Consider the following 26030-nt stretch of genomic DNA (forward strand, 5'->3'; position numbering starts at 1 on the left):
TTTATTCATCCGGCTTGTCACTGGCATTGTGCTTGCGCTGCGCTCTAGGATGGGCCTGATCGTAAGCCTGGGCCAGATGCTGGAAATCCAGACGGGTATAGATTTGAGTCGTGGAAATATTGGTATGACCCAGTAGTTCTTGCACGGCTCGTAAATCCTGTGCTGATTGCAGCAAGTGACTGGCAAAACTGTGACGCAAGCTGTGTGGATGAACATGCACAGGCAGGCCACTGGCTTGCGCATAATTGCTTAATTCTTGCTGGACAACACGCGGATGAATACGCGCGCCACGAGCACCCAGAAACAGCGCAGCATTCGAGTCTGCTGTGGGTGCTAAGGGCGCCAGCTGGCTTCGTTTTTCCAGCCATTGTTGCAGTGCCTGCAAGGCTTTCTCGCCAATAGGCAGACGGCGTGTCTTGCCGCCTTTACCGCTGACCACCAGTTCCTTATCGTCCAGCAGCAGCCAGCTTTTGGACTGATAATGCGAGTCCTGGCGATAGTACGTATCCAGGCTGACCAGTTCAGACAAGCGCAAACCACTGGAATAGAACAGTTCAAACATAGCCTGATTACGCCAACTAACTGGATCGTCCTGCAAGGGGACGCTGGGCCGGTCCAACAATTGTTGAGTCTGATCCACCGACAAGGCTTTGGGTAGCGGGCGGCCGATTTTAGGCGCACGCAGGCTAGCCGCAGGGTTCAGGGGCCAGCCCTGTTCTTTCGTTCGCCATTGATAGTAGCCACGCCAGGCGGCCAGAATACGGGCCAAGCTGCGCGGAGCCATACCTTGAGCGTGCAAACTGGCTGCGGCTTGTCGCAGCTGAGTTTGGTTCAAGGTGTCGGGGTCTGTGTCAGGGTATTGAGCCAGCAAGTGGCGTAAATCCCGTTGGTAGGCACTTAGCGTGTGTTCGGAATAACGCTTTTCGTGAGCCAGTTGATGCAGCCAGCTTTGCATGGCCTGGCCAAGGGCCGGGGCTGGCTGCTCGGGGGATGAGGTCGCTTGACGGGAGCGGTCTTGCGTAGTCAGGCCGGACATTCTTGGGTGATCGTGCTGGGCTTGTGCAAACGCTGCAAGGCCGCGCTGCACAGCTCCCCAATGCCTTCCAGAAAATCTGTACCCATATCGGCTGTAAAGCGCGTAGCCTCGGGTGAGCCCAGAACCAGCAGGCCAAACAAGGCATTGGTTTCGGGGGACTTCAAAGGCACGATAGCCACCGATAGCGCTTCCCCTTGCAGATCAGCCAGGAAGTCTTGTTCGCGGCGGGTGCCGCAGTAGGGATTGATCAATGTGTACGCCCAACTGACCAGCGCATCGTCTGCGAGCACTTCGTCCGGATTCCAGCACTGCAACTTGACGACGGGCATTTCAAAAATGCGTTCCAGGCTTCTGCAGATCAGTTCTGGCAAGGCGGCAGGGTCCGACTCAGCCAGCATCTGGCAGTTCCATTGATGCAATTGGCGGGAAATTTTTTCATTGCCGCGTGCGTTGGCAACCAGTGTGGCCAGTTGGCGTTCTGTTTTCTTGCCGCGTTCACGAAGCAGCATGATCTGGCGCTCGCCCAAAGAAATGGCTCGGCTTTGGTGAGGGTGGGGCACCATCAGTTTGGCAAAAACGTCGGCGTGGGCGTCGAAGAAATCAGGGTTGGCTTTCAAAAACTGGGCCACTTCCACGGCGCTAAGGCTGTTGGGGGTATCCATGTCTAGAAGGTTTCCTTTCTGGCTAAGGACGCACACAGCGCGTCTATATCGACTTGTCCGGTAAAGACAGTTTGGGCGGGGCCGCTCATCGCGAGTGCGTGTCCATCCCATTCAATGCGCAGACTGCCTCCACGAGTATCTACGACAACCGGGCTTTGGAGCAATCCCCGGCGTATGCCTGCTACCACAGCGGCGCAAGCGCCAGTACCGCAAGCCAGGGTTTCGCCAGCGCCGCGTTCATACACGCGCAGTTTGATGTGGTGTGCATCCACCACCTGCATAAATCCAGCATTCACCTTGTGCGCAAAACGGGGGTGCGACTCGATGAAAGGGCCCACGGTGGAAACCGGGGCCTGCTGGACGTCCTCCACCACTTGCACCGCATGCGGGTTGGAGATAGACACCAGCGACAAAGCGACTGGCTGGCTTAGCTCGGGCACGGGGAGCAGCCACAGCGTGTCGTCCCCCTGGCTTTGCTGTGACAGTCCGCTGCTGTCAAAGCCGACGTCAGCCGGGGCAAAGCGCGTGCTGCCCATCATCACTTCGACACCGCGTTCAGGATCATCATTCAGAGTAATGATGCCCGTGCGTATCTGGGCATGCAGGGGGTTGGCTGAAGATAGGCCTTGTTCATGCACGAAGCGCACAAAGCAGCGTGCACCGTTGCCGCAATGCTCTACTTCCCCGCCATCCGAATTGAAGATTCGATACCGGAAATCCGCCCCTGCGACGGTAGCCGTCTCAACCAGAAGAATCTGGTCGGCGCCAATGCCAAAGTTGCGGTCAGCCAGGGCGCGTGCCCGTTCTGGCGTCATTTCTATGGACTGTGTCACACCATCCAGCATGACAAAGTCATTGCCTGCTCCGTGCATTTTGCTGAAATGCCAAAGCGAGGAAGCGGGCTGGGGGGCGGTGGAGCTGTGCATGCTTGGGCCTAGTAGATGCTGGCTTGACCTTCGGGCCGGGTTTTGAAGCGTCGATGTACCCAATAATACTGCGGCGGGTCCTCGCGCACATATTTTTCAATCAGGGCATTCATGCGCTCGGTGGCCGCTTCCAGCGAATCCTCGCCGGGGAAGTCAGGCATGGGTTCCAGCACCTGGATATGGTAGTGGCCAGTCTGCGCATCCAATCGGGAAATAACCGGGATGACCAAGGCGTCTTGATTGCGGGCGATCTGGGCGGTGGACAGCAAGGTGGCGGCCGGGACATTGAAAAATGGGACAAAGGCCGAGCCCTTGCGGCCAAAGTCCATGTCCGGCAAATAGTAAATAGGCTGGCCTTTTTGCAGTGCGCGCATCAAGCCACGAATGCCGTCTTTGCGGGAAATCAGCGGCACAGATGAAAAGCGGCTGCGGCCCTCATACATTAGACGATCCACATGTGGGTCGCGTTGAGGGGTGTAGAAAGCAACCAGCGGGGAAATCGACATGGATAAACGCGTACCGGCTGCATCCATGCCTAGAAAGTGAGGCACGAGCAGCATGACTTTCCGTCCTTGTTCCAGAGCCTGGGTGATGTGTTCTTCGCCCGTCAGATGCAAGGTATTCAGGATGGTGCTGGGTAGGCCAAACCAAAGCAGACCCCGGTCCAGATAGGATTGGGCCAGCAGGCGGAAATGCTGCTTCTCCCATTCGCGCCGTGTGCTTTCAGGGGTGTCGGGAAAGCACAGGTCCAGATTGGTGCGCACAATGTGGCGACGGCGGGACGCCAGTCTATGCACCAAGCCGCCCAATACCGCGCCCCAGCGCTGGCGTGTGCGTACCGACACGCGCCCAAAGTAGGAGAAAACGGATTTGAGCAGCGGGTAGGAGTTAAAGCTCATGGTGTGGTGTCGCTTGGCAAAGGAGGTGCATCATGCGGAATCTTGTAGCGGTTATAGGCCCACAGATACTGGGTGGGAAAGCGCCGAATCAAGATTTCCATGGATGCATTAAGCAGGGTGGCCAGCTCCGTGGGATCTTCGGGCAAAGGCTCAGGCAGACGGAAGGTGTGAATGTGAAAACCACGGCCTTTGGGCAGGCGCTCGGTTGCCGTCACGATGATAGGCACATTGGACTGGCGGGCCAGTTTTCCAGCCAGCGTCATGGTCAGGGCAGGACGGTCAAAGAAGGGGGCCCACACACCATCGCCGCCGCTGGGGACCTGATCGGGCAACATGCCCACCGATTCGCCTCTGCGAAAAGCACGGACAAATTCGCGCACCCCTTGGATATTGGCTGGTACGGCATGCACTGCGGGTAATTCGCGCGCTACTACCATCAAGGACTCTAAAAACGCTTGGCGAGGGGGGCGGAACATGACGGTGAGCGGACCGAAACCCGAGTAATAACGGGCGATCATTTCAAAACAGCCCAGGTGCGGGGTCATGTACAGCACACCACGCCCTTCGGCATGGGTCGCTTCTATCAAGGCCAGATCGTCGATGGTGCAACGGGCCAGGCAGGCCTCGGGGTACAGCCAGACGCGCGGGGTTTCCATAATCATGGCCCCGGCTTCTCCGGCTGCTTGTCGGAAGAATGCGGGGGAGTCGTAACCTGCCTGACGACAGTGGTTTTGCAAACGGCGACGATAGCGACCTGGAAAGGCATAGACCAATCGGCCTATGGTTCTACCCAGCCCATGCAGGACCGGTAAAGGCAGGCGAGCCATCAGACGCAAGAGAGCCACTAGCATGAGCCAGAGAATCCTTTAATGTGAAGTTTTGCTGAAATAATTACGTATTTTCGCTTAAAATGGATTGTATCGCTGAGTTAAACGACAACTTGCGGAGCGATCGGGCAGCAAGCTGCCCAACATAAACCGCTAAAGCGTCGCGCCCCGTCTATCGTATCCACATCGCTGGCTTCGAGGTGCAACGCAGTTTGTTCAACCTCGTGCTGATTTTCAGCCCTTACCCAAGGAAGCTACGCTGTGGTAAACAACGACTTTCTCTTTACGTCCGAATCCGTCTCTGAGGGTCATCCTGACAAGGTTGCCGATCAGATTTCTGACGCTATTTTGGACGCTATCTTCGAGCAAGATCCTCAGGCGCGTGTTGCCGCCGAGACCTTGTGCAATACCGGTTTGGTTGTGCTGGCCGGTGAAATCACCACACATGCCAACGTGGACTATATCCAGGTGGCTCGTGACACCATCAAGCGCATTGGCTATGACAATGGCGACTATGGTATCGATTACAAGTCCTGCGCCGTTTTGGTGGCCTACGACAAACAGTCTCCCGATATCGCCCAAGGCGTGGATCGCAGCCCTGAAGAGCTGCTGAACCAAGGCGCTGGCGACCAGGGTTTGATGTTTGGTTATGCCTGCGACGAAACCCCTGATCTGATGCCTGCTCCGATTTGGTATGCCCACCGTCTGGTGCAGCGCCAAAGCGAACTGCGCAAAGATGGCCGCTTGGCCTGGTTGCGCCCTGACGCCAAATCCCAGGTGACCTTCCGCTACGTGGATGGTCGTCCTACCGAAGTAGATACCGTGGTGCTGTCCACGCAGCACGCTCCTGAAATGTCCCAGAAGGACATTCACGAAGCGGTGATCGAACACATCATCCGTCCATGCTTCCCTTCGGAACTGCTGACAGAAAAAACCCGCTTCCTGGTGAATCCCACCGGCAAGTTCGTGATTGGTGGTCCTCAAGGCGATTGCGGCCTGACCGGTCGCAAGATCATCGTGGATACCTACGGTGGTGCATGCCCCCACGGCGGCGGTGCCTTCTCGGGTAAAGATCCCTCCAAGGTGGACCGCTCTGCTGCTTACGCAGCGCGCTACGTGGCCAAGAATATTGTGGCCGCTGGCTTGGCGCGTCAGTGTCAGGTGCAGTTGAGCTACGCCATCGGTGTGGCTGAACCCATCAACATCACGATTTACACCGAAGGTACGGGCGTCATTTCGGATACCGAAATCGCCAAGCTGGTGCGCCAACATTTCGATCTGCGCCCACGCGGCATTATCGACATGCTGGATCTGCAGCGCCCCATCTACACCAAGACGGCAGCTTACGGCCACTTCGGTCGCAGCGAACCTGAGTTCAGCTGGGAAGCCACCGACAAAGCCCAGACGTTGCGTCAAGCCATCTAAGCTTCTGGTCTTTACGGCTGCTGCGCCGCTTTCGGGTGGTGCAGCAGCGGCGATTGATGGCGTTTGTGGGGTCTTGGAAACAGGGCGGCCCACATCGCTGGGGTCGGCAGATAGCTGCCTGCCCATGATGCGAAATTATGATTTTTACCTAGGTGATCGTCTTCCCAAGACAATCCAAACGGGTACAATCACTGACATTGAATTGCCACCCTCGAGGGGCGTTGCGACAAGACACTGTTCTTGCCAGGCTCGAGAAGTGGATAGGTGGTTTCCACCTTGGAGAACGACGCTCACCACGACCTGCATAGCGGGCTGCTGGTGAGTGACATGGCTCTCCGTGCAGTCCGCGTGCCGTATAACGGAGCCCGACTGTGACTTTTACCGATTACAAAATTGCCGATATTTCCTTGGCTGAATGGGGCCGCCGCGAGCTGACCATTGCCGAGACTGAAATGCCTGGCCTGATGGCCACCCGCGAAGAATTTGCCGCCTCCCAGCCTTTGAAGGGCGCGCGTATCGCCGGCAGTCTGCACATGACGATTCAAACCGGGGTTCTGATTGAAACCCTGACGGCCCTGGGCGCTGAAGTGCGCTGGGCATCGTGCAATATCTTCTCCACTCAAGACCACGCTGCTGCGGCGATTGCTGCATCCGGTGTGCCCGTGTTTGCCGTCAAGGGCGAAACACTGGAAGAGTACTGGAAGTATGCCCACGACATTTTCGATTGGCCCGGTGAGCAGGCCAATATGATTCTGGACGACGGTGGCGACGCAACTTTGCTGCTGCACCTGGGTGCCCGCGCTGAAAAAGACCTGTCCGTTCTGGACAAACCCGGCAGCGAAGAAGAGCGCGTAATGTACGCCTCTATCCGTGCCCGTCTGCAAGATGACAAGACCTGGTACTCCACCCGTCTGGCCCAGATCAAGGGCGTGACTGAAGAGACCACCACTGGCGTGCACCGTCTGTACCAGATGGCCAAGAAAGGCGAACTGGCCTTCCCCGCTATCAACGTGAACGACTCGGTAACCAAGTCCAAGTTCGACAACTTGTATGGCTGCCGCGAGTCCCTGGTCGATGGCATCAAGCGCGCAACCGACGTCATGGTGGCGGGCAAGATTGCCGTGGTCTGCGGTTTCGGTGACGTGGGTAAAGGTTGTGCTCAAGCTCTGGCGGCTTTGCGCGCCCAAGTTTGGGTGACTGAAATCGATCCGATTTGCGCCTTGCAAGCATCGATGGAAGGCTACCGTGTTGTGACCATGGAAGAAGCGGCCGACAAGGCGGACATCTTCGTGACTGCCACCGGTAACTACCATGTGATCAATCGCTCGCACATGGAAAAGATGAAAGATCAGGCCATCGTGTGCAACATCGGTCACTTCGACAATGAAATTGACGTGGCCTCTGTTGAAGACCTGGAGTGGGAAGAGATCAAACCTCAGGTTGATCACATCATTTTCCCCGATGGCAAGCGCATCATCCTCTTGGCTCAGGGCCGTCTGGTGAACCTGGGCTGCGCTACAGGTCACCCATCGTTTGTGATGTCGGCCTCGTTCACAAACCAAACCATCGCACAAATTGAACTGTTCACTCGTGGTGAGAACTACGAAACGGGTAAAGTATATGTACTGCCCAAGCACCTGGACGAAAAAGTGGCACGTTTGCACCTGAAGAAATTGGGTGTGAATTTGTCTACCTTGTCTCAGGCGCAGGCGGATTACATTAACGTACCTGTGCAAGGGCCGTTCAAGGCTGAGCACTACCGCTACTAAACCGCACCGGCGTCTTCGGACGCCTATTCTTGGAGCCCTATCATGACTTTGATACTTGTCTGGATCCTGAATGCTGTCGCTTTGTTGGTTGTCGCCTATATCTTGCCCGGTATTTCCGTGGCTTCATTTGGCTCGGCGCTGATTGCTGCGCTAGTACTGGGTTTGCTCAATACCTTGGTCAAGCCCTTGCTGGTGATACTGACTTTGCCGATCACCATTGTGACTTTGGGTTTGTTCCTGCTGGTGCTCAATGCCCTGGTGTTCTGGCTTGCGGGCTCCATCCTTAAGGGCTTCCAGGTCAATGGCTTTTGGTGGGCCGTGATTGGTGCTCTTGTTTACAGCTTGGTCTCCGGGCTGCTGTCGAGCCTGTTAATGAAATGAGCACAACACAAACCTTGAGCCTGGAGTTTTTCCCGCCGCGAGATATCGCGGCGCAGGAAAAACTGGTGCGAACTGCCAAGTCCCTGATGGGTCTGAATCCCGCCTATGTCAGCATGACATTTGGGGCGGGTGGCTCCACCCGTGCTGGCACGGTCGATGCGGTCGCGCTGTTGCAAAAGTTGGGTTTTGATGTGGCACCGCACTTGTCGTGCATTGGTACCGCACCGGCTCAGCTTGGCGAGATGCTCGATAACTACCGTGACCAGGGCATTCGACGTATTGTTGCCCTGCGCGGTGACCTGCCCTCGGGTATGGGGGGCGATGCGGGTGAATTGCGTTACGCCAGCGATCTGGTGGCTTTTATTCGCCAGAACTATGGGGAACACTTTCACATCGAAGTTGCCGCCTATCCCGAAATGCATCCCCAGGCCACCGGCTTTGGGGACGACCTGGGTCACTTTGTGAACAAGGTCAATGCGGGTGCGCACGGTGCGATCACTCAGTACTTCTTTAACCCGGACTCCTACTTCAGCTTTGTTGAACGGGCCCAGGCTCAAGGGGTCACGATCCCGATCACACCGGGCATCATGCCCATTACCAACTCGTCCCAGTTGCTGCGTTTTTCGACCATGTGCGGTGCAGAAGTGCCGCGCTGGATTCGCTTGCGTCTGGCCGACTTTGGGGATGATCGCGCATCGATTCGTGCTTTCGGTATCGATGTGGTGGCACGTCTGTGCCAGGACCTGCTCGATGGCGGTGCACCGGGTATTCACATGTACACCCTGAACGGTGCCGAAGCGAGCATGGCTATCTTGCCAAATCTGACTTGGCGCTAAACGCTGGCAGTGCTCAATAAAAAACCCGCCTGAAGTATTAGGCGGGTTTTTTTATGGTGGCATTCGGTGGCTGTGGCGGTGTGCTTACAGCTCCGGTGCTGGTACAGCCCAACCTTTATCAGTCAGGATGCTATCCAGGCGTTGGTCGTGCGCGGCGGGCTGGTAGGATTGGCCCGACAGATCGCCCACGGCCCATGCAATACCGATGCTGGTAAAGGCGTGCTGCTGTTCTTTAAGCGCCGCCAGGGTACGGTCGTAATAGCCCTTGCCATAGCCCAAACGATCCCCTTGGCGGGTGTAGCCCAGGGTAGGAACCAACACAATGTCCGGTTGCATCTTCTTGGTGGAGCTCGGGATTTCGATCCCGTAACGTCCCTTCTCCATTTCGGTGTCGGGCGTCCATTCCACAAAGCTCAATGGGCTGTCTGCCTCCGTAACGACGGGCAGACAGACGTTCAAGCCTTCCTCTTCGACCCATTGCACCAATAATGGGCGCAGATCCGGTTCTTCGGCCATGGGCCAAAAAGCGGCAATGGTGCTTGGTTCGGCGCGGCCTTGCTCACGCAGGCGGCTGCGGTTAGTGGCCAGCCACGTGAACAGACGGCCCCGGATCAGCAAAGCGCCCCGGTTGGTGTCGATGGAGGGCTGCCCGGCTCGCAGGTCTTTTAGTCGCGTGCGCAGCGTGGCTGCGTTATGCTCTACGTTCTGAATCATGGGTGATTTTCTAAAGGCCGTCACTATGGGTATCAATCAGCTAAAGTACCAGAAAACACCAGCTTGGGGCGTGACGCGCGGGCTCCCTCGTCCTTCCTTGGGCGCCTTGATGGTGTTTGTGCTGGGTTTGGTCGGCTGTGCAGGTGCACAATCGCCGCAAGCACAGACTCGCAGCTCTGACTCCGCCCCTACTAAACAGGCAGTGTTATCGCAGCCTGCTAAAGAAGCGGCACGTCGTTGGGATCGCGTCCCTCCTGTCCCCCCCGTTGCCCGCCAAGCCCTGATTGATGCTCGCGATGCCATGCAAGCCAAGCGTTGGAGCGCTCTGGATGCTTTGGCCCCCGTGGCGGCGGATGATCCTGTGCTGGGCTCATACGCGCAGTACTGGCGCTTGCGTCGTATCTTGCAAGACGCCACCACGCCCGTGCCCGATGAGCAAGTGCGCTTGTTCCTGGCTACCAATCAAGATGAATATCTGGAAAACCGCCTGAAGTCCGACTGGATTGTGGCGGCTGCCCGTACTGGTAACTATGGTCTGGTCCGTGAGCTGGCCCCGGTGCATGCACCCACTTCCGCTGTGAAGTGTGCGGTGGCGTCGGCCCAGAACGTGGCCGGACAAGCTGTGGATGTGCCGGATCTGCTGGCTTCTTTTGCGCCTAGCCAAGCCTGCTGGTCGGCATTGGATCAGTTGTATGCCCGTAAATTGGTCAGCAAACATCAGGTTCGTGACTTGATGCGTGATGCGCTGGAAAACAACCGTACTGCTCAGGCTCGCCGCCTGGCCGCGATTATTTTCACAGCACCGCAGATGAAGGATTACACCGCCCTGATGGCCACCCCGCAAAAGTGGCTGGACAGGAACGTGAACAATAGCGCGGTCAACTCGGATCTGGTGGCTCTGGCCCTATCGCGTTTGGGACGCGGCCAGCGTGACACTGCGGCGGCCTATATCGATCGCACCTGGGCAGGAAAAATTCCTCAGGAAAGCCTGAATTGGGTGTGGGGCCAGTTTGGTCTGGTCAGTGCGCTGCGGGTAGAGGACGATGCGGCCAAGTGGTATCGCCGTTCCGGGCATACCGCCATGACGGACTACAACAATGCCTGGCAGGTTCGCGCCGAATTGCGTCAAGCCAATATTGACTGGAAACAGGTCGCAGCCGCCATCGACAAGATGAACGATGCGCAAAAAGCCGAGCCGGTTTGGGTGTACTGGTCAGGACGCGCACAAGAGGCGTTGGGTCATAAAGATCAGGCTCGTGCCAAGTTTCAATCGATTGTGGGCGACCTGAATTTCTATGGCCAGCTGGCGATGGAAGAATTGGGCATGACGCCCTCCTTGCCGCCCCAGCCGCAACCCTTGACACCGTTGGATATGCAGGATGCGCGCACCAATGCGGGTTTGCTGCGTGCGGTCGAGTTGTTCAAGCTGGGTTGGCGTCCGGAGGCGGTGCCCGAGTGGAACTTTGCGCTGCGTGGCATGAACGACAGGCAACTGCGTGCCGCAGCCGAGTTCGCCCGCGAACAGCATATTTACGACCGGGTGGTGAATACCTCCTTGTTGACCAAGAACGAGATCGACTTCAGCCAGCGCTTTATCGCGCCGTTTGAAGGCCGTGTGACCGAGCAGGCTAAGTCCATCAACCTGGACCCCGCTTGGGTTTATGGTTTGATTCGTCAGGAATCGCGTTTTATTACTGACGCTCGTTCGGGTGTAGGGGCGTCGGGTTTGATGCAGTTAATGCCTGCCACTGCCAAGTGGGTTGCCAAGAAGATCGACATGCACGACTTCTCGCCCGCTCGTGTCAACGAGTTCGAGGTCAATACCGTCCTGGGCACCAACTACCTGAATATGGTCCTGGGTCAGTTAGGTGGTTCGCAGGTCTTGGCTTCTGCTGGCTATAACGCCGGTCCTGGCCGTCCGATTCAGTGGCGTTCGCGTTTGAACGGCGCGGTGGAAGGGGCTATTTTTGCAGAGACCATTCCTTTCACGGAAACGCGTTTGTACGTGAAGAACGTGCTCTCCAATGCGACCTACTACTCCATGATGTTCACGGGACAGCCGCAGTCCTTGAAGGGCCGCTTGGGTACGATCGCACCTAGTGGTGCTTCTTCTACGAATCTGCCTTGATGAGCCAGTCCATGCTTGATGCGCGCCAGCAAGCAGCCTTGGCGGCCCTGATGGGGCCGCCAGATCCTGTGCTGGAAGGTTTGCAAGTCTATGTCGTAGGCGGTGCCGTGCGCGATGCTTTGCTGGGCTTGCCAGCAGGCGATAAGGACTGGGTCGTGGTAGGGGCCAAGCCCGAAGATTTAGCTGCTCGTGGCTTTGTTCCAGTGGGCGGTGACTTTCCGGTTTTTCTGAATCCCCGCAGTAAAGAAGAGTTCGCACTGGCTCGCACAGAGCGTAAATCCGGGCGTGGCTATAAAGGCTTTACCTTTTATACGGGTACGGATGTCAGCCTGGCTGATGACTTACGCCGCCGTGATCTGACCATCAACGCGATGGCGGTGGACTCAGCCGGAAACTTGCACGACCCCTTGAATGGCTTTGCTGATTTACAGGCCCGTCAGTTCCGTCATGTGGGGTCGGCATTTAGCGAAGACCCGGTGCGTTTGCTGCGCTTGGCCCGCTTTGCCGCCCGCTTTACAGAATTCAAGGTTGCAGAAGATACCTGGACGTTGGCGCGGGAGTTAGTCGAACAAGGTGAAGTTGACGAGCTGGTTGCCGAGCGTGTTTACCTGGAAGTGGCCAAGGGTCTGGCAGCGGCCCAACCTGCACGCATGTTTGAAGTTCTGCGGGAAGTGGGTGCGCTGGAACGCGTCATGCCAGGCTTGAACTACAGCGATGAGCTTGGAGAGCAGGTTCAGCAGGCCAAGACCAAGGGTTTGGAGATGGCTAGCTGTTTTGCCGTGCTCTGCCATCGTTCGCAAGACCCGGCCAAAGTGGCCGAGCAATTGCGTGCCCCCTCGGAATGGCGCGACCAAGCCCGTCTGCTGCCAGTTTTGCTGGATAGTCCCGTTCTTGTGCAACCACGTTCTAATCTGGATCAAACTTTGACGGTGATGGAACAGCTGGATGCATTACGCAAACCGGATCGTTTTCACCAGTTGCTAAGCGCAGCTGCGTGTTTACAAGCGGTTCCGGTGCAGGATTGGGAGTTTTTGCGCAAGACCATGGCGGCGGTGGATGCTGGTGCTGTAGCGGCGCAATTCAAAAGCGAACCCGCCAAAATTCGGACAGAGGTTCGTGCTGCGCGATTGAAAGCTTTGGAGCAGGCTGCGTAGTGCAGCTGCATTCACCTTTCAGCTTGAAAAAATAAGCGGCTAGCAAGCCGCTTATTTTTTCGCTTCATGCTGTGGCTGGTCGCATTCCAGGCTTGAAGTGAGTGCCTAAGCCTGGAGCAAACCGGCTTACAAACGCTCGCGACGGTCGCCGTTCATCGTGCCCAACAGGGGCGCAGGAATATCGCGACCAATGATCAGTACCTTGAACAGTTCGCCCATCTCGGCTTCGGACAAGAGTTTGTTGGCGGCGGTCATGGTCTGTGCCCATGCTTGCTGCACGGCAGGAGCCGGATCTTCCGGGGGCGAGGCCAGGAAGTTGGTAACCCCACAGTTCATCAGAAAGCGTGCTTGGCTGGTGTAGCCCAGCACGTCCAACCCGGCTTCCAGGGCGGCGTCAGCCATAGCAGTGAAGTCTACGTGCGCTGTAATGTCCTGCAGGCCCGCCAGAACCAGCGGCTCTGCGTGTGCAAAGTGACGGAAGTGGCACATCAAGGTGCCTTTGTCACGTTGCGGGTGGTAGTACTCGCGTTGCGGAAAGCCGTAGTCGATCAGAATGGCCGCCCCCTGTTTTAGCCAAGTACCCATGCTGCGCACCCAGGCTTCAGCTTGCAGATTAATTTCGGACAGGTAAAAAGGCTGGGGCTCTACGCGCTCGGCCACTAAAGCAGCCAGATGTTCGGGCGCCGGGCGGGTGGCCAGATAGAAGGGGGCTGGCAGACCTTGCGCTGTGCTGTCGTCTGCGGGGATTACGCCCACTTCCAGCACCTTGCCTTCTACATCGAAAGTAAACAGGCTGGCGGGCATGGCATCCAACACCTCGTTGGCAATGATGCAGCCCTTAAACACAGCGGGTGTGCTGTCCAACCATTCGATCTGAGCTTGCAAAGGTGCCAGACGTTCTTGCTGGCGTGCGCGCAGATCGGGGGATACCTCCAGAATCGCGTATTTGGGCTCTACGCCTTGTTTGCGTAGCTCGGTAATCAGTGCCTCGGCCAGGGCACCACTGCCGGCACCAAACTCCAGAATCGACAGGGATTGGCTGCCTTCCAGCACTTCCATCACCTGACGGCTCAAGGTCTGTGCGAACAGAGGCGAAAGCTCTGGCGCGGTGGTGAAGTCACCCGTGGGCTGGTTGCTGCCAAACTTGGTGCTGCCGCCGGTGTAATAGCCCAGATGCGGCGCATAAAGTGCGTGGTGCATCCACTGATCAAACGCCAGGAAACCACCTTCATCAGCGATCCGGTCCAGCAAATAGCTATTGACCTGAGCGACGTGTTTTTTCAGTTCCTCTGACAGGGGGGGCAGGCCGTGCGGCAAGGAGGGGGCGGACAATACGTTCATGGCGTCAGTTGGGCTTGTCGTTAGAGGTCTCGGAAGAAGCCTGCGCGGCACGCTGGCTAGCGGCTTTTTTGGCTTCAGTCACTTGGTGCAGGGTGCGAATCATGCCCACCAGCATCCCGACCAGGATGGCAGTGACAGCAGCCAGAATGAAATTGCCGTAGATCACCCACAAAGGCAGGCACAGAACGGCCATGAGCAAGATGGGTTTTTGCAGCAAGACTTTCATACACCCTCGGGAAATAGCGTGGAACCGGGGCTAATTGTAGCCCAGGCCAGCGGGCCACTTGAGCTTGGCCGCCGCTGCGTTACCATGAGCGTTTTGTCTGCTTAGCAAGAGGGGTAAGGATGAACGACAGGGGACAGGCCAGCGCCTGGTTACAGGCATGGGCCCACTTGATTCCCAATCCAGGAACGGTTCTGGATGTGGCCTGTGGTCGAGGACGCAATGCCCGCTGGTTGGCAGAGCGCGGCAATACCGTGATTGGTGTGGATAGAGACCCGGAAGCGGTCGCTGCCAGTGCGTCTTACGGTGAAATTATCCAGGCCGATATCGAGACCGGCCCTTGGCCTTTTGCTGGACGCAAGTTCAATGCCTTGGTGGTGACCAAGTATTTGTGGCGTCCTTTGATGCCGACTTTGCTGGAAAGCCTGGAGCCGGGCGGGGTGCTGATTTATGAAACCTTTGGGGTGGGCAACGAACAGTACAACACGCCGCGCAATCCAGACTTTCTGCTGCAGCCCGGTGAATTGCTGCGCTGGTGTGCAGAGCTGGATATCGTCGCATATGAGCATGGTTTCCGGGCAGATCCGGACCATATTGTTCAGCGCATTGTGGCCGTGCGTCCGCGTGATGGGGGCTCGTTCAGCGACTACCGTCTGAATCCGTCGGATGGTGGCGGTAGTATTTGTGAATAAGCCTGCTTAGCTTGAACTCGGGCCGGGCTTGAATCCCCGGCTCGGGCAGCTTTGCCGATGTGTTTTCTTGTCTGCAGACTGTCGTCGTGGCGAAGATTTAAAACAGATAAGTGCGTGCCAGCATGGACAGAGCAACCACCGCCGTCAAAATACTGAAGCCTTGTTGCAGACGTAGCGAGGGGATGTGGGGTGCAAGTTGTCGGCCTATCACCATGCCTCCCATTGCGGCGGCTACAAATACCCAGCCGCTAAGGGGAATGACGGCACCATGCGCCAAGCTCATGGCAGATGCGCTCAGTGAAATCAGAGCAATCAGCATTAAGGACGTGGCCACAATACTGTGCATGGACAAGTCACTGAATCGCTTTAAGGCGGGCACAATCAGAAATCCACCGCCTACGCCCAACATGCCTGAAAACAAACCTGCCACCGCACCGATAGCGGCCAGCGTGACGGTGCCAAGCGGCGTCCATCGCAGTCGGCCTGTTTCAGGATTCAGGCAACAGGGAGTATGAGCAGGCGGAGTGATTGAGGGGCGACGCAACATTTTGCTGGCAATCCACAGCATGATGAGCACAAACAAGGTGACCAGCACTTTTTCTGGCAAAGCATGGCTGATGCGCACGCCGACTGAGGTCACCAGGGCTCCTGTCACGGCCATGAACATGGCCGCGCGGTAACGCACAATGTGTTTGTACAAACCGTCCAGAGCGCCAAGCAAGGCCGCCGCACCAACCGCTAGCAAGGCAACCGGCGTGGCCGCTGTCATGCTATAGCCCAAGCCTAGAACCAGAGCAGGCACGGCCAGAATGCCGCCGCCAGCACCTGTCAGCCCTAATGACAGGCCAGTCAACATACCCAGAAAGATTGCGAGCGTCATAAGCCGGAAGATGGCGTGACCCGGTTTGGGATCACGCCGTTTTCAGAAAATGCAGTAAGGGCTTATTGTACGCTCTTAACTGCTTTTGGAAATTAGCTTATTCATAATGGTTATTAATGGGCTAATTTCCATACTCCATACGTAGGTCTTAGCCTGAGTTGCGCAGACCTGCGGCAATCCCGTTGATCGTCAGGTGAATCACGTGCTGTTTGTTGACGCCGCTGCGCGTGGGCTTGTTGGCTTTTTCACCTTGGCGACGATGACGGCGCAGCAATTCAACCTGCAAGTGATTCAGCGGGTCGATGTAGGCAAAGCGCTCCGTCAGTGCGTCTTGTAGCGCTTGATCGTGAGCCAGCAATTCGTGGCCGGTGATTTCACGGAACAGGCGGTGTGTCAGCTCAAACTCCTCGCGAATTTGCGTGAAGATGGTGTCGCGCAATTGCTCGTCCTGTACCAGGCTGGCGTATTTCAGGCCGATATCCAGGTCGGTTTTCGCCAATACCTGCTCCATATTGGAGAGCAGCGTGCGAAAGAACGCCCAATCGCGTGCCATTGTTTGTAGCTGAGCCAAGCGCTTGGCCCGGTTCAGGCCATCTTTGGGCAGCCCGGATTCCAGATAGCGATTTAACGCGGTACCCATGCCGTACCAGCCCGGAATGGGCAGGCGACACTGCGCCCAGGAGAAGCTCCAGGGAATAGCGCGCAGGTCTTCAATGCTTTGTGTGGCTTTGCGCGAGGAAGGGCGCGAGCCGATGTTCAGCCCCGCAATTTCCTTGATCGGGGTGGACTGGAAGAAGTACTGATCAAAGTTGGGTGTCCCGTAAACCAACTGGCGATAGCTTTGGTGCGCTTGCTCGGACATCCAGGCCATGGCATCACCGTAAGCGGCCAAGTGCTCGTCGTCGTTAGACGAACCTTTGCGGGCGCCCAGACTGGCTTCCAGCGTGGCCGCGACGAACAGCTCCAGGTGCCAGCGACCGACATCCGCGTCTTTGTAGCGACCTTGAATCATTTCGCCTTGTTCGGTCAGGCGGATCTGGCCGTTCACCGTACCTAGTGGCTGCGCCAGAATGGCGTCAAAGCTGGAACCACCGCCTCGGCCTACCGAACCGCCACGGCCGTGGAACAGGCGCAGGCGTACCTTGCGGCGGGAAAAGACTTGTGCAAATTCACGTTCGGCGCGGTACAGCGTCCAGTTGGACGTCAGGTAGCCACCGTCTTTATTGCTGTCCGAATAACCCAGCATGACTTCTTGCACGCTGTCTTGAGCATGGCGTACACGTTGGCGGATTTCGGGCATGTCCAGCCATTCCTGCATGATCTGCGGGCCACGTTCCAAGTCAGGGATGGTCTCAAACAGGGGCACCACCATCAGGCCTTGATGCTCGGGCTCGTTGGAGTTGGGCACAATCAGGCCGGTTTCTTGTTGCAGCACCAGCACTTCCAGCAAGTCGCTCAAGGTCTCGGTGTGCGACACAATGGTTTGTTCCAATGCGCGTGGCCCAAAGCGGCGACGGCATTCGGCCGCTTTGCGCAGAATGGATAGCTCTTTTTCCGTTTCTTCCGAATAGCGATACCACGGGGAGACCAGGGGGCGGTGGTGGCGCAGTTCCGAGCGCAGCAAGGTGATGCGGTCTTCCTCGGACAACTGACGGTAACTGACCGGTTCGTCCTGGTATTGTGTGCCGGCTACGCGAAATAGCTCGTCCAGTACGCGCTCGTGAACGTCCGAACTTTGACGCAAATCCAGCGTTGCCAGATGAAAACCAAAGACTTCCACGGCCTGGATCAGCTCGTTCAAGCGCAGGCCAGCGATGGCACCGCCTTTATTTTCCGCCAAAGAGTCAGCAATGATTTGCAGCTCGGCTTTGAATTCCTGCGGGTTGGCATAGGGCGTGGCGGCATAGGTCGGGCGGTCAGCCAGATCGCGACCCAGCAAGGTTTGAGCCGTGGCCGCCATGCGCGCATACAGATGGATAAAGCTGCGTCGATACGGCTCATCCACACGGTGGGGGGATGGGTCCTGGCTGCTGGCCGATAGGGCGGCCAAGTCTTTGCTGACGCGGTTCAGGGCGTCTGACACCGAAATTTCCGTACCCAGCAGGCGGATTTGTTCCAGATAGTGCTGCAGGGCGCGAGTCGACTGGCGCAGTACGGCTTGTTCAACCGTTTCAGGGCCCACATTGGGGTTGCCGTCGCGGTCGCCCCCAATCCAGCTGCCCATGCGCAAAAATGCAGGCAAAGAGCGGGTTTTTTGATCGAGCAGGCTTTTTTTGCCCGGCTCCAGCAAGCGATCCAGATCGTGGTAAAGCTGGGGGATCGTCGGCAAAAAGGTGGAGCCGTAATAGGCCAGCGCGTTGTCGATTTCGTCCATGACGGTCAGCTTGTGATCACGCAGCATGCGGGTCTGCCACAGCAGCGATACCAGACCTGTCAGTTTTTCCTGAGTGCGGGCCGATTGCGTGGCACTTGCTTTGTGGTCCAAACCGTTCAGCTCATCGGCAATGGCCATATGCACGGCCAGCGTACTTTGGCGCTGCACTTCGGTGGGGTGCGCCGTTAGAACAGGCATCACACAGGCTTCTTGCAGATAACGGCGAATTTTCTTGGCGCTGAGGCCCTGATCCATCAAGGTCTGGATGGCATGTTGCAAGCTGCCCAGCAATTGCTCGGGGTCTTGCTCCATGCGACGGCGGTTTTGATCCCGGTCTTCGGCAATATTGGACAGGTGCAGAAAGTAAGCAAAGGCACGGGCCACGGAACGGGCCTGCGCGTCGTTCAGCTTGGGAATATCTTTTTCCAGAATCCGTGCTTGCTGCGGATCGTGTTCACGTCTGAAACTGACAGCGGCCCGGCGCAGGGCTTCAATCAGCGTGAAGGTCGCCTTTCCTTCGCTATCGCGGATCACTTCTCCCAGGGTTTTACCCAGAAAGCGGATGTCCTGTCTGAGCAGGTTGGAAAGGTCAGGCACGGCCTGCGGCATAATATATCTCCTGTTAAATGAGGGGTTTTGCTGCATAGGATTCTGGGTGCCAGATCGGTAGCCGCCCAACTGTATGACGACTGCCCGACCATGAAGCGCACAAAGCGCCTTGGGACGATTATGATAGGTATCTTTACATAATTTCCTGTTCAGAGAGTAGTCATGCCCCAATATCGCTCCCGTACCTCGACCCACGGTCGTAATATGGCCGGCGCGCGTGCCCTGTGGCGCGCCACCGGTATGAAAGACGAGGATTTCTCCAAACCGATCATTGCGGTGGTGAACTCCTTTACGCAATTCGTACCCGGTCACGTACACCTGAAAGACATGGGCCAGTTGGTTGCCCGTCAAATTGAAGCGGTCGGAGGCGTGGCGAAAGAGTTCAATACCATTGCCGTGGACGACGGCATTGCGATGGGCCACGGCGGTATGCTGTATTCCCTGCCTTCGCGTGAACTGATCGCGGACTCGGTGGAATACATGGTCAACGCACACTGTGCCGATGCCATGGTGTGTATCTCCAACTGCGACAAAATCACCCCCGGCATGTTGATGGCGGCGATGCGTCTGAACATTCCTGTTGTTTTTGTGTCGGGCGGACCGATGGAAGCTGGCAAGGTTTACTCGCCAGACGGCAAGACCGTGCTGCACAAGCTGGATCTGGTCGATGCCATGATTCAAGCGGCTGACCCTAACGTCACCGATGAGCAGGCCGAAGCCGTTGAGCGCAGCGCTTGCCCCACCTGTGGTTCCTGTTCAGGCATGTTTACCGCCAACTCCATGAACTGTTTGGCAGAGGCGCTGGGCTTGGCCTTGCCGGGTAACGGCACCATCGTGGCCACCCACGCTCGTCGCCAAGGTTTGTTCGAGCGCGCTGGTAGTCTGATCGTGGACCTGGCCAAGCGTTACTACGAGCAGGACGACGAATCTGTCCTGCCACGCAACATCGCGACCTTCCAAGCCTTTGAAAATGCCATGACCCTGGATGTGGCCATGGGCGGTTCCACCAATACCGTGCTGCACTTGTTGGCAGCGGCTCAAGAAGCCGGTGTGGAATTTACGATGGCCGATATCGACAAGATCTCGCGCCGCGTTCCTTGCCTGTGCAAAGTCGCTCCTGCAACGCCCGAATACCACATGGAAGACGTGCACCGTGCCGGTGGCATCATGGCCATTCTGGCCGAGTTGGGCCGTGCGGACCTGCTGAACCTGGATGTGGGCAACGTACACAGCGGCACTTTGCGTGAAGCCATCAAGCGCTGGGACATCAAGGGCGATAACGTCAAAGCCATTAGCGACTTTTACCGCGCAGCCCCCGGTGGTATTCCAACGCAAGTGGCGTTCAGCCAGGATCGTTACTATCAGGACCTGGATTCGGACCGTGTTGCTGGTTGCATCCGCGACAAGGCTAACGCTTACTCGCAAGATGGCGGCCTGGCCGTTTTGTACGGCAACCTGGCGATTAACGGTTGTATCGTTAAAACCGCTGGCGTGGATGACAGCATCCTGACCTTTACCGGCACCGCCCGCGTGTACGAAAGCCAGGATGATTCGGTTACCGCCATTCTGGACGGCGTGGTCAAAGAAGGCGATGTGGTCATCATTCGCTACGAAGGCCCCAAGGGTGGTCCAGGCATGCAGGAAATGCTGTACCCCACCTCCTACCTGAAATCCATGGGCCTGGGCAAAAGCTCCGCCTTGTTCACCGATGGTCGCTTCTCCGGTGGTTCGTCCGGTCTGGTGATCGGTCACGCTTCGCCTGAAGCGGCAGAGGGCGGCAACATCGCCTTGGTGCAAGATGGCGACACCATTGAAATCGACATTCCTAACCGTCGCATTCACTTGGCGATCAGCGATGAAGAGCTGGCCGCCCGCCGCGCCGAGATGGAATCGCGTGGTGCCAAGGCCTGGAAGCCTGTGAACCGTGATCGCGTTGTATCGCAAGCACTGAAAGCCTACGCCGCCTTGGCGACATCGGCTGACCGTGGTGCGGTGCGTGATGTGTCGCAACTGGATCGCTAAGCACTAGTTCTGTTTGTGAAAACCCCGCCTGCCAAAAGCAGGTGGGGTTTTTTTATGGGCCGAATAAACATACCGGGTAAATACGAATATTCCGGTGCCATCGTCCTGATAGAATCCATTTCATGCAAAACGGGATCCCATTTTGCTAATTTGGTTTTTAAGGAGGATGTGATGAGTGAAATAGACCCAATTACCCTGGCTCCAATTCTGAATCCGGGTGGCATAGGAGGCCCATTGACCGCCGCTCACCAGGAAATGGTCGTTAAACATCGAGACGATCTGGAGTGGGACAAGCTGCGCTACGAAGGGCAGTCCACCAAGATGATGTTTCACCCCACCCAGGAAGACCCGACTATTCCTAATGCCGGCGTGGTGAAGTACGAAAAAGGGTCGGGCCACCCTTTGCACAGCCATTACTTTGCCCAGATCTGGTACATCCTGGCGGGCAAGTTCGAGATTAATGGCGTGGTCTATGGTGAAGGCACCATGGTGTTTCACGCCGACCCACATTACGAACATGCACTGACAACTTTGGAAGATGGCGAGATTTTGTACGTGCAGTACATGGGGCCTACCACTCGTCAGCCCGCGATTTATGAAGGCCGCTTCAACATGAAAACCCGCCGTTCCCTAGAGGAAGAGTCCAGAGCGGTGTAAGCGGTCTGGCTAGATTGGCGAGTCACAGGAAAGCTGCTCATGTCTGCGGGTATGGGCAGCATCAACAAGCAAAAAAAACCAATCAGGCTTGGTTTGAAAAATTAATAAAACTGAACAGAAATTCAATACCACAGGATGCAGGGGGACAAACATGAAACGAATGACACGACTGGGTATCGCTGTTTTGGCGATGCTGGGCGCACTGAGCGCATGTGGAAAAGGTGGTTCGGGCGACACGACACACAATGAAAGCAAAGGCCCGCGTACCTTGCAACTTGCCCATGTCTCGGTCGAGCAGGGCGAAGATATGTACCACTATCTGGCTACGAACTTTGCCAAGCGGGTGGAAGAGCAAACCAAGGGTGGGATCAAGATTCAGGTGCTGGGGGCTGCCCAGCTTGGCGGTGAACGCGATGTGGCCGAAGGCATGCAGCTGGGCACGGTGGACATGAGCTTGCTGGCCAGTTTCACCCTGGGCTCCTTCGAGAAAAAAGCGATGGTGTTTGACCTGCCTTATCTTTTCAAAGATTACCAAACCGCCTTTAAAACTCTGGACTCCAGTTTCACGGATCCGATCGAGGCGGACCTGGAAAAATCAGGCTTGAAGATTCTGGGTTGGGGGCACGGCGGCTTTCGCAATTTGTATAACTCTAAACACGCTATACGCAGCTTATCGGACCTGAGCGGCATGAAAGTGCGTACGCCAGAAAGCCCCATTTATGTAGATACCTGGCAGGCGTTGGGCGTCAATGTCACCCCTATGGCGTACCCGGAGTTATTCACCGGCTTGCAACAAAAGACGATTGATGGCGCAGAGAATCCAACGGCGCTTTTTTATACCAGTCGCTTTTATGAAGCGGCACCCTACCTGTCCCGAACAGAGCATGTCTACAACGCAATGCCCCTTGTGATTTCTGGTCGGGTCTGGGACACCTTGTCCACCGATGAACAAACAATCTTCCAGCAGGCTGCTACCGAAGCGGTGCAGGAGCAGCGCCAGTTCCTGCTTCAAAATGAAGCGCAGGTTGAGAAAAAACTGCGGGATGCGGGAGTGTCTATCAATACTGATGTGGATAGAGCGCAGTTTCGTAAAGCCGTTGCCCCTATCTATGAAAAATATAAGGTGGTGATTGATCCCGAGCTGGTTACTCGTGCGATGGCACTTTCTCAATAATTCTGGGCGGAGATCCATCATGAAACACTCTTTGCTCGACTGGGCCGATAGAGTCAGTACCCGCCTGGATACCTTATGCAGAACCTTGGGGGCGGTGTTTTTAGGGCTGATTGTGCTGGCCGCTTCGGCGCAGGTGGCTGGGCGCTATTTTTTCGGTTACTCCCCGCCGTGGATCGAGGAAATCACGCGGCATAGCTTTATCTGGATGGTGATGCTGGGCACGGCTGTGCTGGTTAAAAGCAATGGTCATGCGGTGATTGATTTGCTGGTAATGCGTTTAAAGGGCAAAGCCCGTCGCATTCACAATGGCATGGTGCAAATCGCCATCTTTACATGTGCGATCGTCCTGCTGGTGCAGGGTTTGCAGTTGATAGCTATTGTCTACCAGCAGCTTAGCCCTGCTTTGCGTATCTCCATGGCATACGTTTATGCGGCTTTGCCGGTGGGTGGTGCCATCATTGCTGTGCAATGTGTGAATGCCTTGTTGGACGGGTATCGGAATCAGACCCGCCCAGCGTTGGAGGGTGTGTAAATGCAAGACGCGCTCTTACTTTTTAGCCTGATGTTCACGTTGTTTATCGCGGGCATCCCCATTGCTTTTGCCTTGTTGTTGTGTAGTGCGCTGTTCTTGCTGCTTACCGGTATGCGGCCACTGATTGTGGTGCCGCAGCGCGTGATGGCGGGGCTGGATTCTTTTCCCTTGCTGGCGATACCGCTGTTTATCCTGATGGGAAACTTGATGGAGAAAGCGGGCCTGTCCAGGCGTCTAATTGATCTGATCGACATGTTGGTTGGGCGCGTTCAAGGTGCCCTGGGTTATGTAACGGTGATTGCCTGCGCCATGTTTGGTGCTTTGACCGGTTCGGCGCCCGCTACCGTGGCAGCGATTGGTGCCATCATGATGCCCGCAATGATCGCACAGAGATATCCGGCATCCCTTGCCACAGGGATTACGGCTTCCTCTGGCGCTTTGGGCAATATCATTCCACCCAGCATTGCCTTGATTCTGTATGGGGCAACTGTCAATGTTTCTATTCCCAAACTGTTTGTGGCCAATATCTTGCCCGGCTTGTTGATGGCAATGGCTTTCATGCTGACGCATATGCTGTTGACCAGAAAGTTGAAGGTGCCTAAAGCACCAGCGCGTTCCTATACCTCGCAAGAGATGGTGATGGTGGCGTTCAAGGCGATCCCGTCCTTATTAATGCCTGTGGTGATTTTGGGCGGGATTTATGGCGGCGTATTTACGCCAACCGAGGCGGCCGCCGTGGGTGTGGTGTTCAGTTTGGTGCTGGGGGTGTGCTATCGGCAATTCACTGTTGGTTCCCTGTGGCAGGTCATGAAAAGCTCGGTTGATACCGCCTCTATGGTGGGGATTATCCTGGGCGCAGCCGGTATTTTTGGCTGGATTCTGGCCTCGGCACGGGTTCCTATGTTGATGGTTACTGAGCTGACGCCGTTGCTCGATACGCAGTTTCTTTATCTGGCTTTGCTGGTGGTGTTTTTGCTGCTGGTCGGCTGCGTCATGGATGCGGCAGCCAGCATCGTTATCCTGGCGCCAATTCTGGTCCCTATCGGGATTGCATTGGGTGTGGACCCTATCCATTTGGGCGTAGTGTTTTGCGTCAATTTGGTGGTGGGTTTCTTTACGCCACCCTTTGGTTTGAATCTGTTCACAACGGTCTCTGTGTCTGGTCAGCCATACGCGGTGGTGGTGCGTGGTGTCATGCCTTTTGTTATCGCGGCCATCGTCGTCTTGTTCATCTTGGCGTATGTGCCTGATATTTCTTTGGTGCTGGTTCGCTTGATGGAGGCCTCGTCATGATGGCTAAGGATCACACTCTTGAAGCGATGGACAGAGGAAAAAGTCCGGTTGATATGACGTGCCCAAGCCCCTTGGATTTGATTTATGCCAGCACCCAGGAGCTGCATAGTCTGTACCAAAGCAAGCTTGTCTCCCCGGTAGATGTGGCGCGGGCGACGCTGGACGCCATTGATCGCTGGAACCCCCTTGTAAATGCCTACTGCTATTTGGATCGCTCCCTGACCTTGCAACAAGCAGCTCAGTCCGAAGCGCGCTGGATGGCGGGAGCATCGCTAGGGCCTTTGGATGGTATTACTTATGGTGTCAAAGATTTGCTCCTGGTGCGTGGCCTGCCTACTGGCTATGGCTCCAGTGCTGCGCGTGTAGCGCAAGCGGCTCAAGACGATGCACCGGCAGTTGCTCGCATGCGAGAGGCCGGAGCAGTCCTGATGGGCAAGACCACGACTTCGGAGTTTGGCTGGAAGGGAACAGCGGATAGCCCTTTAACGGGCGTGACGCGCAACATCTGGGATTTCAGCTTGACCAGTGGTGGCAGCAGCGGTGGCGCGGCCACGGCGCTGGCTGCGGGGATGGGGACGCTGCAAATTGGCACCGATGGCGGGGGATCCACACGGATTCCTGCCAGCTTCTGTGGGGTTACTGGCATGAAAGCCAGCTTTGGGGGCGTGCCTGCTTGGCCTGCTGGACCCATGCTGACTTTATCTAATGTGGGGCCCATGGCCAGAAACGTTGCGGATTTAAAAAGTTTGCTGAGTGTGATGATGCAGCCCGACCCGCGTGATTGGAACTCGGTCCCGCTGCCGCGCCATGTACGCGCACCTGTGAAGAGTCTGCAAGGGCTGCGTATTGGTTTACATCTGGATGACCGTTGTAGCCCCTGTGTGAGGGCCGTCATCATGGCAGCAGTAGAAAAGCTGCAAGGGCAGGGGGCGCATATTGTCCCTGCCGAACTACCTCTAGCCGATGCCAAAGAGCTGATCTGTGCGCATTGGGAAGCAGGCACGGCTTGGTTGGTAAAACAAGTGCCTGCGCAGCAGCGCTGCCTGGTGGACGAAGGCTTGCGTCGGGTTGCCAGCCGGGGAGAACAGAACAGCTTGCCAGATTATTACCAAGCCTTGATCGGCAGACAAAAGTTGGGGGAGGCCATGCTCAGGCACTTTGCCCAGTTTGATCTGGTTCTGACGCCCACTGTCCCGATATTGCCTTTTGAGGCGGGTCTGGACGCTCCGGGGGATGCCGCGTCACAAAACTGGCTGGATTGGAATCCCTATACCTATCCATTCAACTTGACGCGCCAGCCAGCCATTTCCCTGCCCGCCGGAATCAGTGCCTCTGGCTTGCCAGTGGGTGTGCAACTGGTCGCTGGACTGTACGAGGATGAGTGGTTGGTGGGCGTGGCCCAATTAGTGGAGGATTGTTTGCAGGTACGCAGGCCACAGTTTTAACAATCGAGTCATTTGTCTGGTGATGGCGAAT

The 26030-nt window shown here is 56.5% G+C and carries 23 protein-coding genes and 1 riboswitch; of the genes, 13 read left to right on the top strand and 10 right to left on the bottom strand.

All coding sequences use genetic code 11. The annotated features are described in order from the left end of the window. Window position 1: 1 nt before the first annotated feature. From xerC to AC1RSM_RS09380, 5 genes are read right to left on the bottom strand one after another with little or no spacing between them, the layout of a single operon-like run. A complete protein-coding gene (gene xerC, locus AC1RSM_RS09360; RefSeq protein WP_492931816.1) occupies window positions 2-1036 on the bottom strand; it encodes a tyrosine recombinase XerC in 1035 nt (344 codons plus the stop codon). After that, a complete protein-coding gene (locus AC1RSM_RS09365) occupies window positions 1024-1698 on the bottom strand; it encodes a DUF484 family protein (RefSeq protein ID WP_492931818.1) in 675 nt (224 codons plus the stop codon). Before AC1RSM_RS09365 ends, xerC begins: the two co-directional genes overlap by 13 nt. Window positions 1699-1700: 2 nt before the next feature. Next, window positions 1701-2624, bottom strand: a complete 924-nt coding sequence (gene dapF / locus AC1RSM_RS09370) for a diaminopimelate epimerase (RefSeq protein WP_492931820.1) — start codon at window positions 2622-2624, stop codon at window positions 1701-1703. 8 nt (window positions 2625-2632) lie between these two features. Next, window positions 2633-3523: a lysophospholipid acyltransferase family protein gene (locus AC1RSM_RS09375; RefSeq protein WP_492931822.1), complete on the bottom strand. Its 891-nt coding sequence runs from the start codon at window positions 3521-3523 to the stop codon at window positions 2633-2635. After that, on the bottom strand, window positions 3520-4374 hold the full coding sequence (locus AC1RSM_RS09380) for a lysophospholipid acyltransferase family protein (RefSeq protein ID WP_492931824.1): 855 nt from the start codon (window positions 4372-4374) through the stop codon (window positions 3520-3522). Before AC1RSM_RS09380 ends, AC1RSM_RS09375 begins: the two co-directional genes overlap by 4 nt. A 237-nt stretch (window positions 4375-4611) precedes the next feature. Between AC1RSM_RS09380 and metK the strand changes: the two genes are divergently transcribed. From metK to metF, 4 genes are all read left to right on the top strand, one after another. Then, complete coding sequence (metK, locus tag AC1RSM_RS09385; protein ID WP_492931826.1) at window positions 4612-5775, top strand: methionine adenosyltransferase; 1164 nt, start codon at window positions 4612-4614, stop codon at window positions 5773-5775. A 207-nt stretch (window positions 5776-5982) separates the two neighbouring features. Beyond that, a riboswitch (S-adenosyl-L-homocysteine riboswitch) is annotated at window positions 5983-6074 on the top strand. 72 nt (window positions 6075-6146) lie between these two features. Continuing rightward, window positions 6147-7544 (top strand): adenosylhomocysteinase, encoded by a 1398-nt coding sequence (gene ahcY / locus AC1RSM_RS09390; protein ID WP_492931828.1) that lies wholly within the window; start codon window positions 6147-6149, stop codon window positions 7542-7544. 42 nt (window positions 7545-7586) lie between these two features. Then, a complete protein-coding gene (locus tag AC1RSM_RS09395) occupies window positions 7587-7925 on the top strand; it encodes a phage holin family protein (protein ID WP_492931830.1) in 339 nt (112 codons plus the stop codon). Beyond that, window positions 7922-8761, top strand: coding sequence for a methylenetetrahydrofolate reductase [NAD(P)H] (metF, locus tag AC1RSM_RS09400; RefSeq protein ID WP_492931832.1), 840 nt, complete (start codon window positions 7922-7924; stop codon window positions 8759-8761). The genes AC1RSM_RS09395 and metF overlap by 4 nt, the downstream gene beginning before the upstream one ends. Before the next feature lie 84 nt (window positions 8762-8845). Here the strand turns inward: metF and AC1RSM_RS09405 are convergent, their stop codons facing one another. Continuing rightward, window positions 8846-9475: a 5-formyltetrahydrofolate cyclo-ligase gene (locus tag AC1RSM_RS09405; protein ID WP_492931834.1), complete on the bottom strand. Its 630-nt coding sequence runs from the start codon at window positions 9473-9475 to the stop codon at window positions 8846-8848. Between AC1RSM_RS09405 and AC1RSM_RS09410 the strand changes: the two genes are divergently transcribed. Continuing rightward, entirely contained in the window at window positions 9474-11603 is a 2130-nt protein-coding gene (locus AC1RSM_RS09410; RefSeq protein ID WP_492931836.1) for a lytic transglycosylase domain-containing protein, read from the top strand. The genes AC1RSM_RS09405 and AC1RSM_RS09410 overlap by 2 nt on opposite strands. A 50-nt stretch (window positions 11604-11653) precedes the next feature. Next, window positions 11654-12757, top strand: a complete 1104-nt coding sequence (locus AC1RSM_RS09415) for a tRNA nucleotidyltransferase/poly(A) polymerase-related protein (protein WP_492932966.1) — start codon at window positions 11654-11656, stop codon at window positions 12755-12757. A 126-nt stretch (window positions 12758-12883) separates the two neighbouring features. Here the strand turns inward: AC1RSM_RS09415 and AC1RSM_RS09420 are convergent, their stop codons facing one another. Continuing rightward, window positions 12884-14098 carry a class I SAM-dependent methyltransferase gene (locus AC1RSM_RS09420; protein WP_492931838.1) on the bottom strand — a complete coding sequence of 405 codons (1215 nt, stop codon included), beginning with the start codon at window positions 14096-14098 and terminating at the stop codon, window positions 12884-12886. A gap of 4 nt (window positions 14099-14102) precedes the next feature. Beyond that, window positions 14103-14324, bottom strand: coding sequence for a hypothetical protein (locus AC1RSM_RS09425; protein ID WP_492931840.1), 222 nt, complete (start codon window positions 14322-14324; stop codon window positions 14103-14105). A gap of 119 nt (window positions 14325-14443) precedes the next feature. Between AC1RSM_RS09425 and AC1RSM_RS09430 the strand changes: the two genes are divergently transcribed. Further along, on the top strand, window positions 14444-15013 hold the full coding sequence (locus tag AC1RSM_RS09430; protein ID WP_492931842.1) for a class I SAM-dependent methyltransferase: 570 nt from the start codon (window positions 14444-14446) through the stop codon (window positions 15011-15013). Between the two features lie 97 nt (window positions 15014-15110). Here AC1RSM_RS09430 and AC1RSM_RS09435 read toward each other — a convergent pair whose 3' ends face one another. Together AC1RSM_RS09435 and ppc are read right to left on the bottom strand one after the other, a co-directional pair. Next, window positions 15111-15893, bottom strand: a complete 783-nt coding sequence (locus AC1RSM_RS09435) for a sulfite exporter TauE/SafE family protein (protein WP_492931844.1) — start codon at window positions 15891-15893, stop codon at window positions 15111-15113. A 148-nt stretch (window positions 15894-16041) separates the two neighbouring features. Next, entirely contained in the window at window positions 16042-18876 is a 2835-nt protein-coding gene (ppc, locus tag AC1RSM_RS09440) for a phosphoenolpyruvate carboxylase (RefSeq protein ID WP_492931846.1), read from the bottom strand. Between the two features lie 162 nt (window positions 18877-19038). On the opposite strand from ppc, the gene ilvD reads away from it, so the two are divergent. The 6 genes from ilvD to AC1RSM_RS09470 all read left to right on the top strand — a co-directional run bounded on the left by ilvD (window position 19039) and on the right by AC1RSM_RS09470 (window position 25999). Further along, window positions 19039-20898, top strand: a complete 1860-nt coding sequence (gene ilvD, locus AC1RSM_RS09445) for a dihydroxy-acid dehydratase (protein ID WP_492931848.1) — start codon at window positions 19039-19041, stop codon at window positions 20896-20898. A gap of 171 nt (window positions 20899-21069) precedes the next feature. Then, window positions 21070-21555 carry a cupin domain-containing protein gene (locus tag AC1RSM_RS09450; protein ID WP_492931850.1) on the top strand — a complete coding sequence of 162 codons (486 nt, stop codon included), beginning with the start codon at window positions 21070-21072 and terminating at the stop codon, window positions 21553-21555. A 151-nt stretch (window positions 21556-21706) separates the two neighbouring features. Further along, window positions 21707-22729 (top strand): TRAP transporter substrate-binding protein, encoded by a 1023-nt coding sequence (locus AC1RSM_RS09455; protein ID WP_492931852.1) that lies wholly within the window; start codon window positions 21707-21709, stop codon window positions 22727-22729. 19 nt (window positions 22730-22748) lie between these two features. Beyond that, a complete protein-coding gene (locus AC1RSM_RS09460; RefSeq protein WP_492931854.1) occupies window positions 22749-23261 on the top strand; it encodes a TRAP transporter small permease in 513 nt (170 codons plus the stop codon). Further along, a complete protein-coding gene (locus AC1RSM_RS09465) occupies window positions 23262-24554 on the top strand; it encodes a TRAP transporter large permease (RefSeq protein ID WP_492931856.1) in 1293 nt (430 codons plus the stop codon). Between the two features lie 53 nt (window positions 24555-24607). Then, on the top strand, window positions 24608-25999 hold the full coding sequence (locus AC1RSM_RS09470; protein WP_492931858.1) for an amidase: 1392 nt from the start codon (window positions 24608-24610) through the stop codon (window positions 25997-25999). Window positions 26000-26030 lie beyond the last annotated feature (31 nt).

This window comes from Alcaligenes sp. GW821-FHT11D07 (assembly GCF_058808495.1).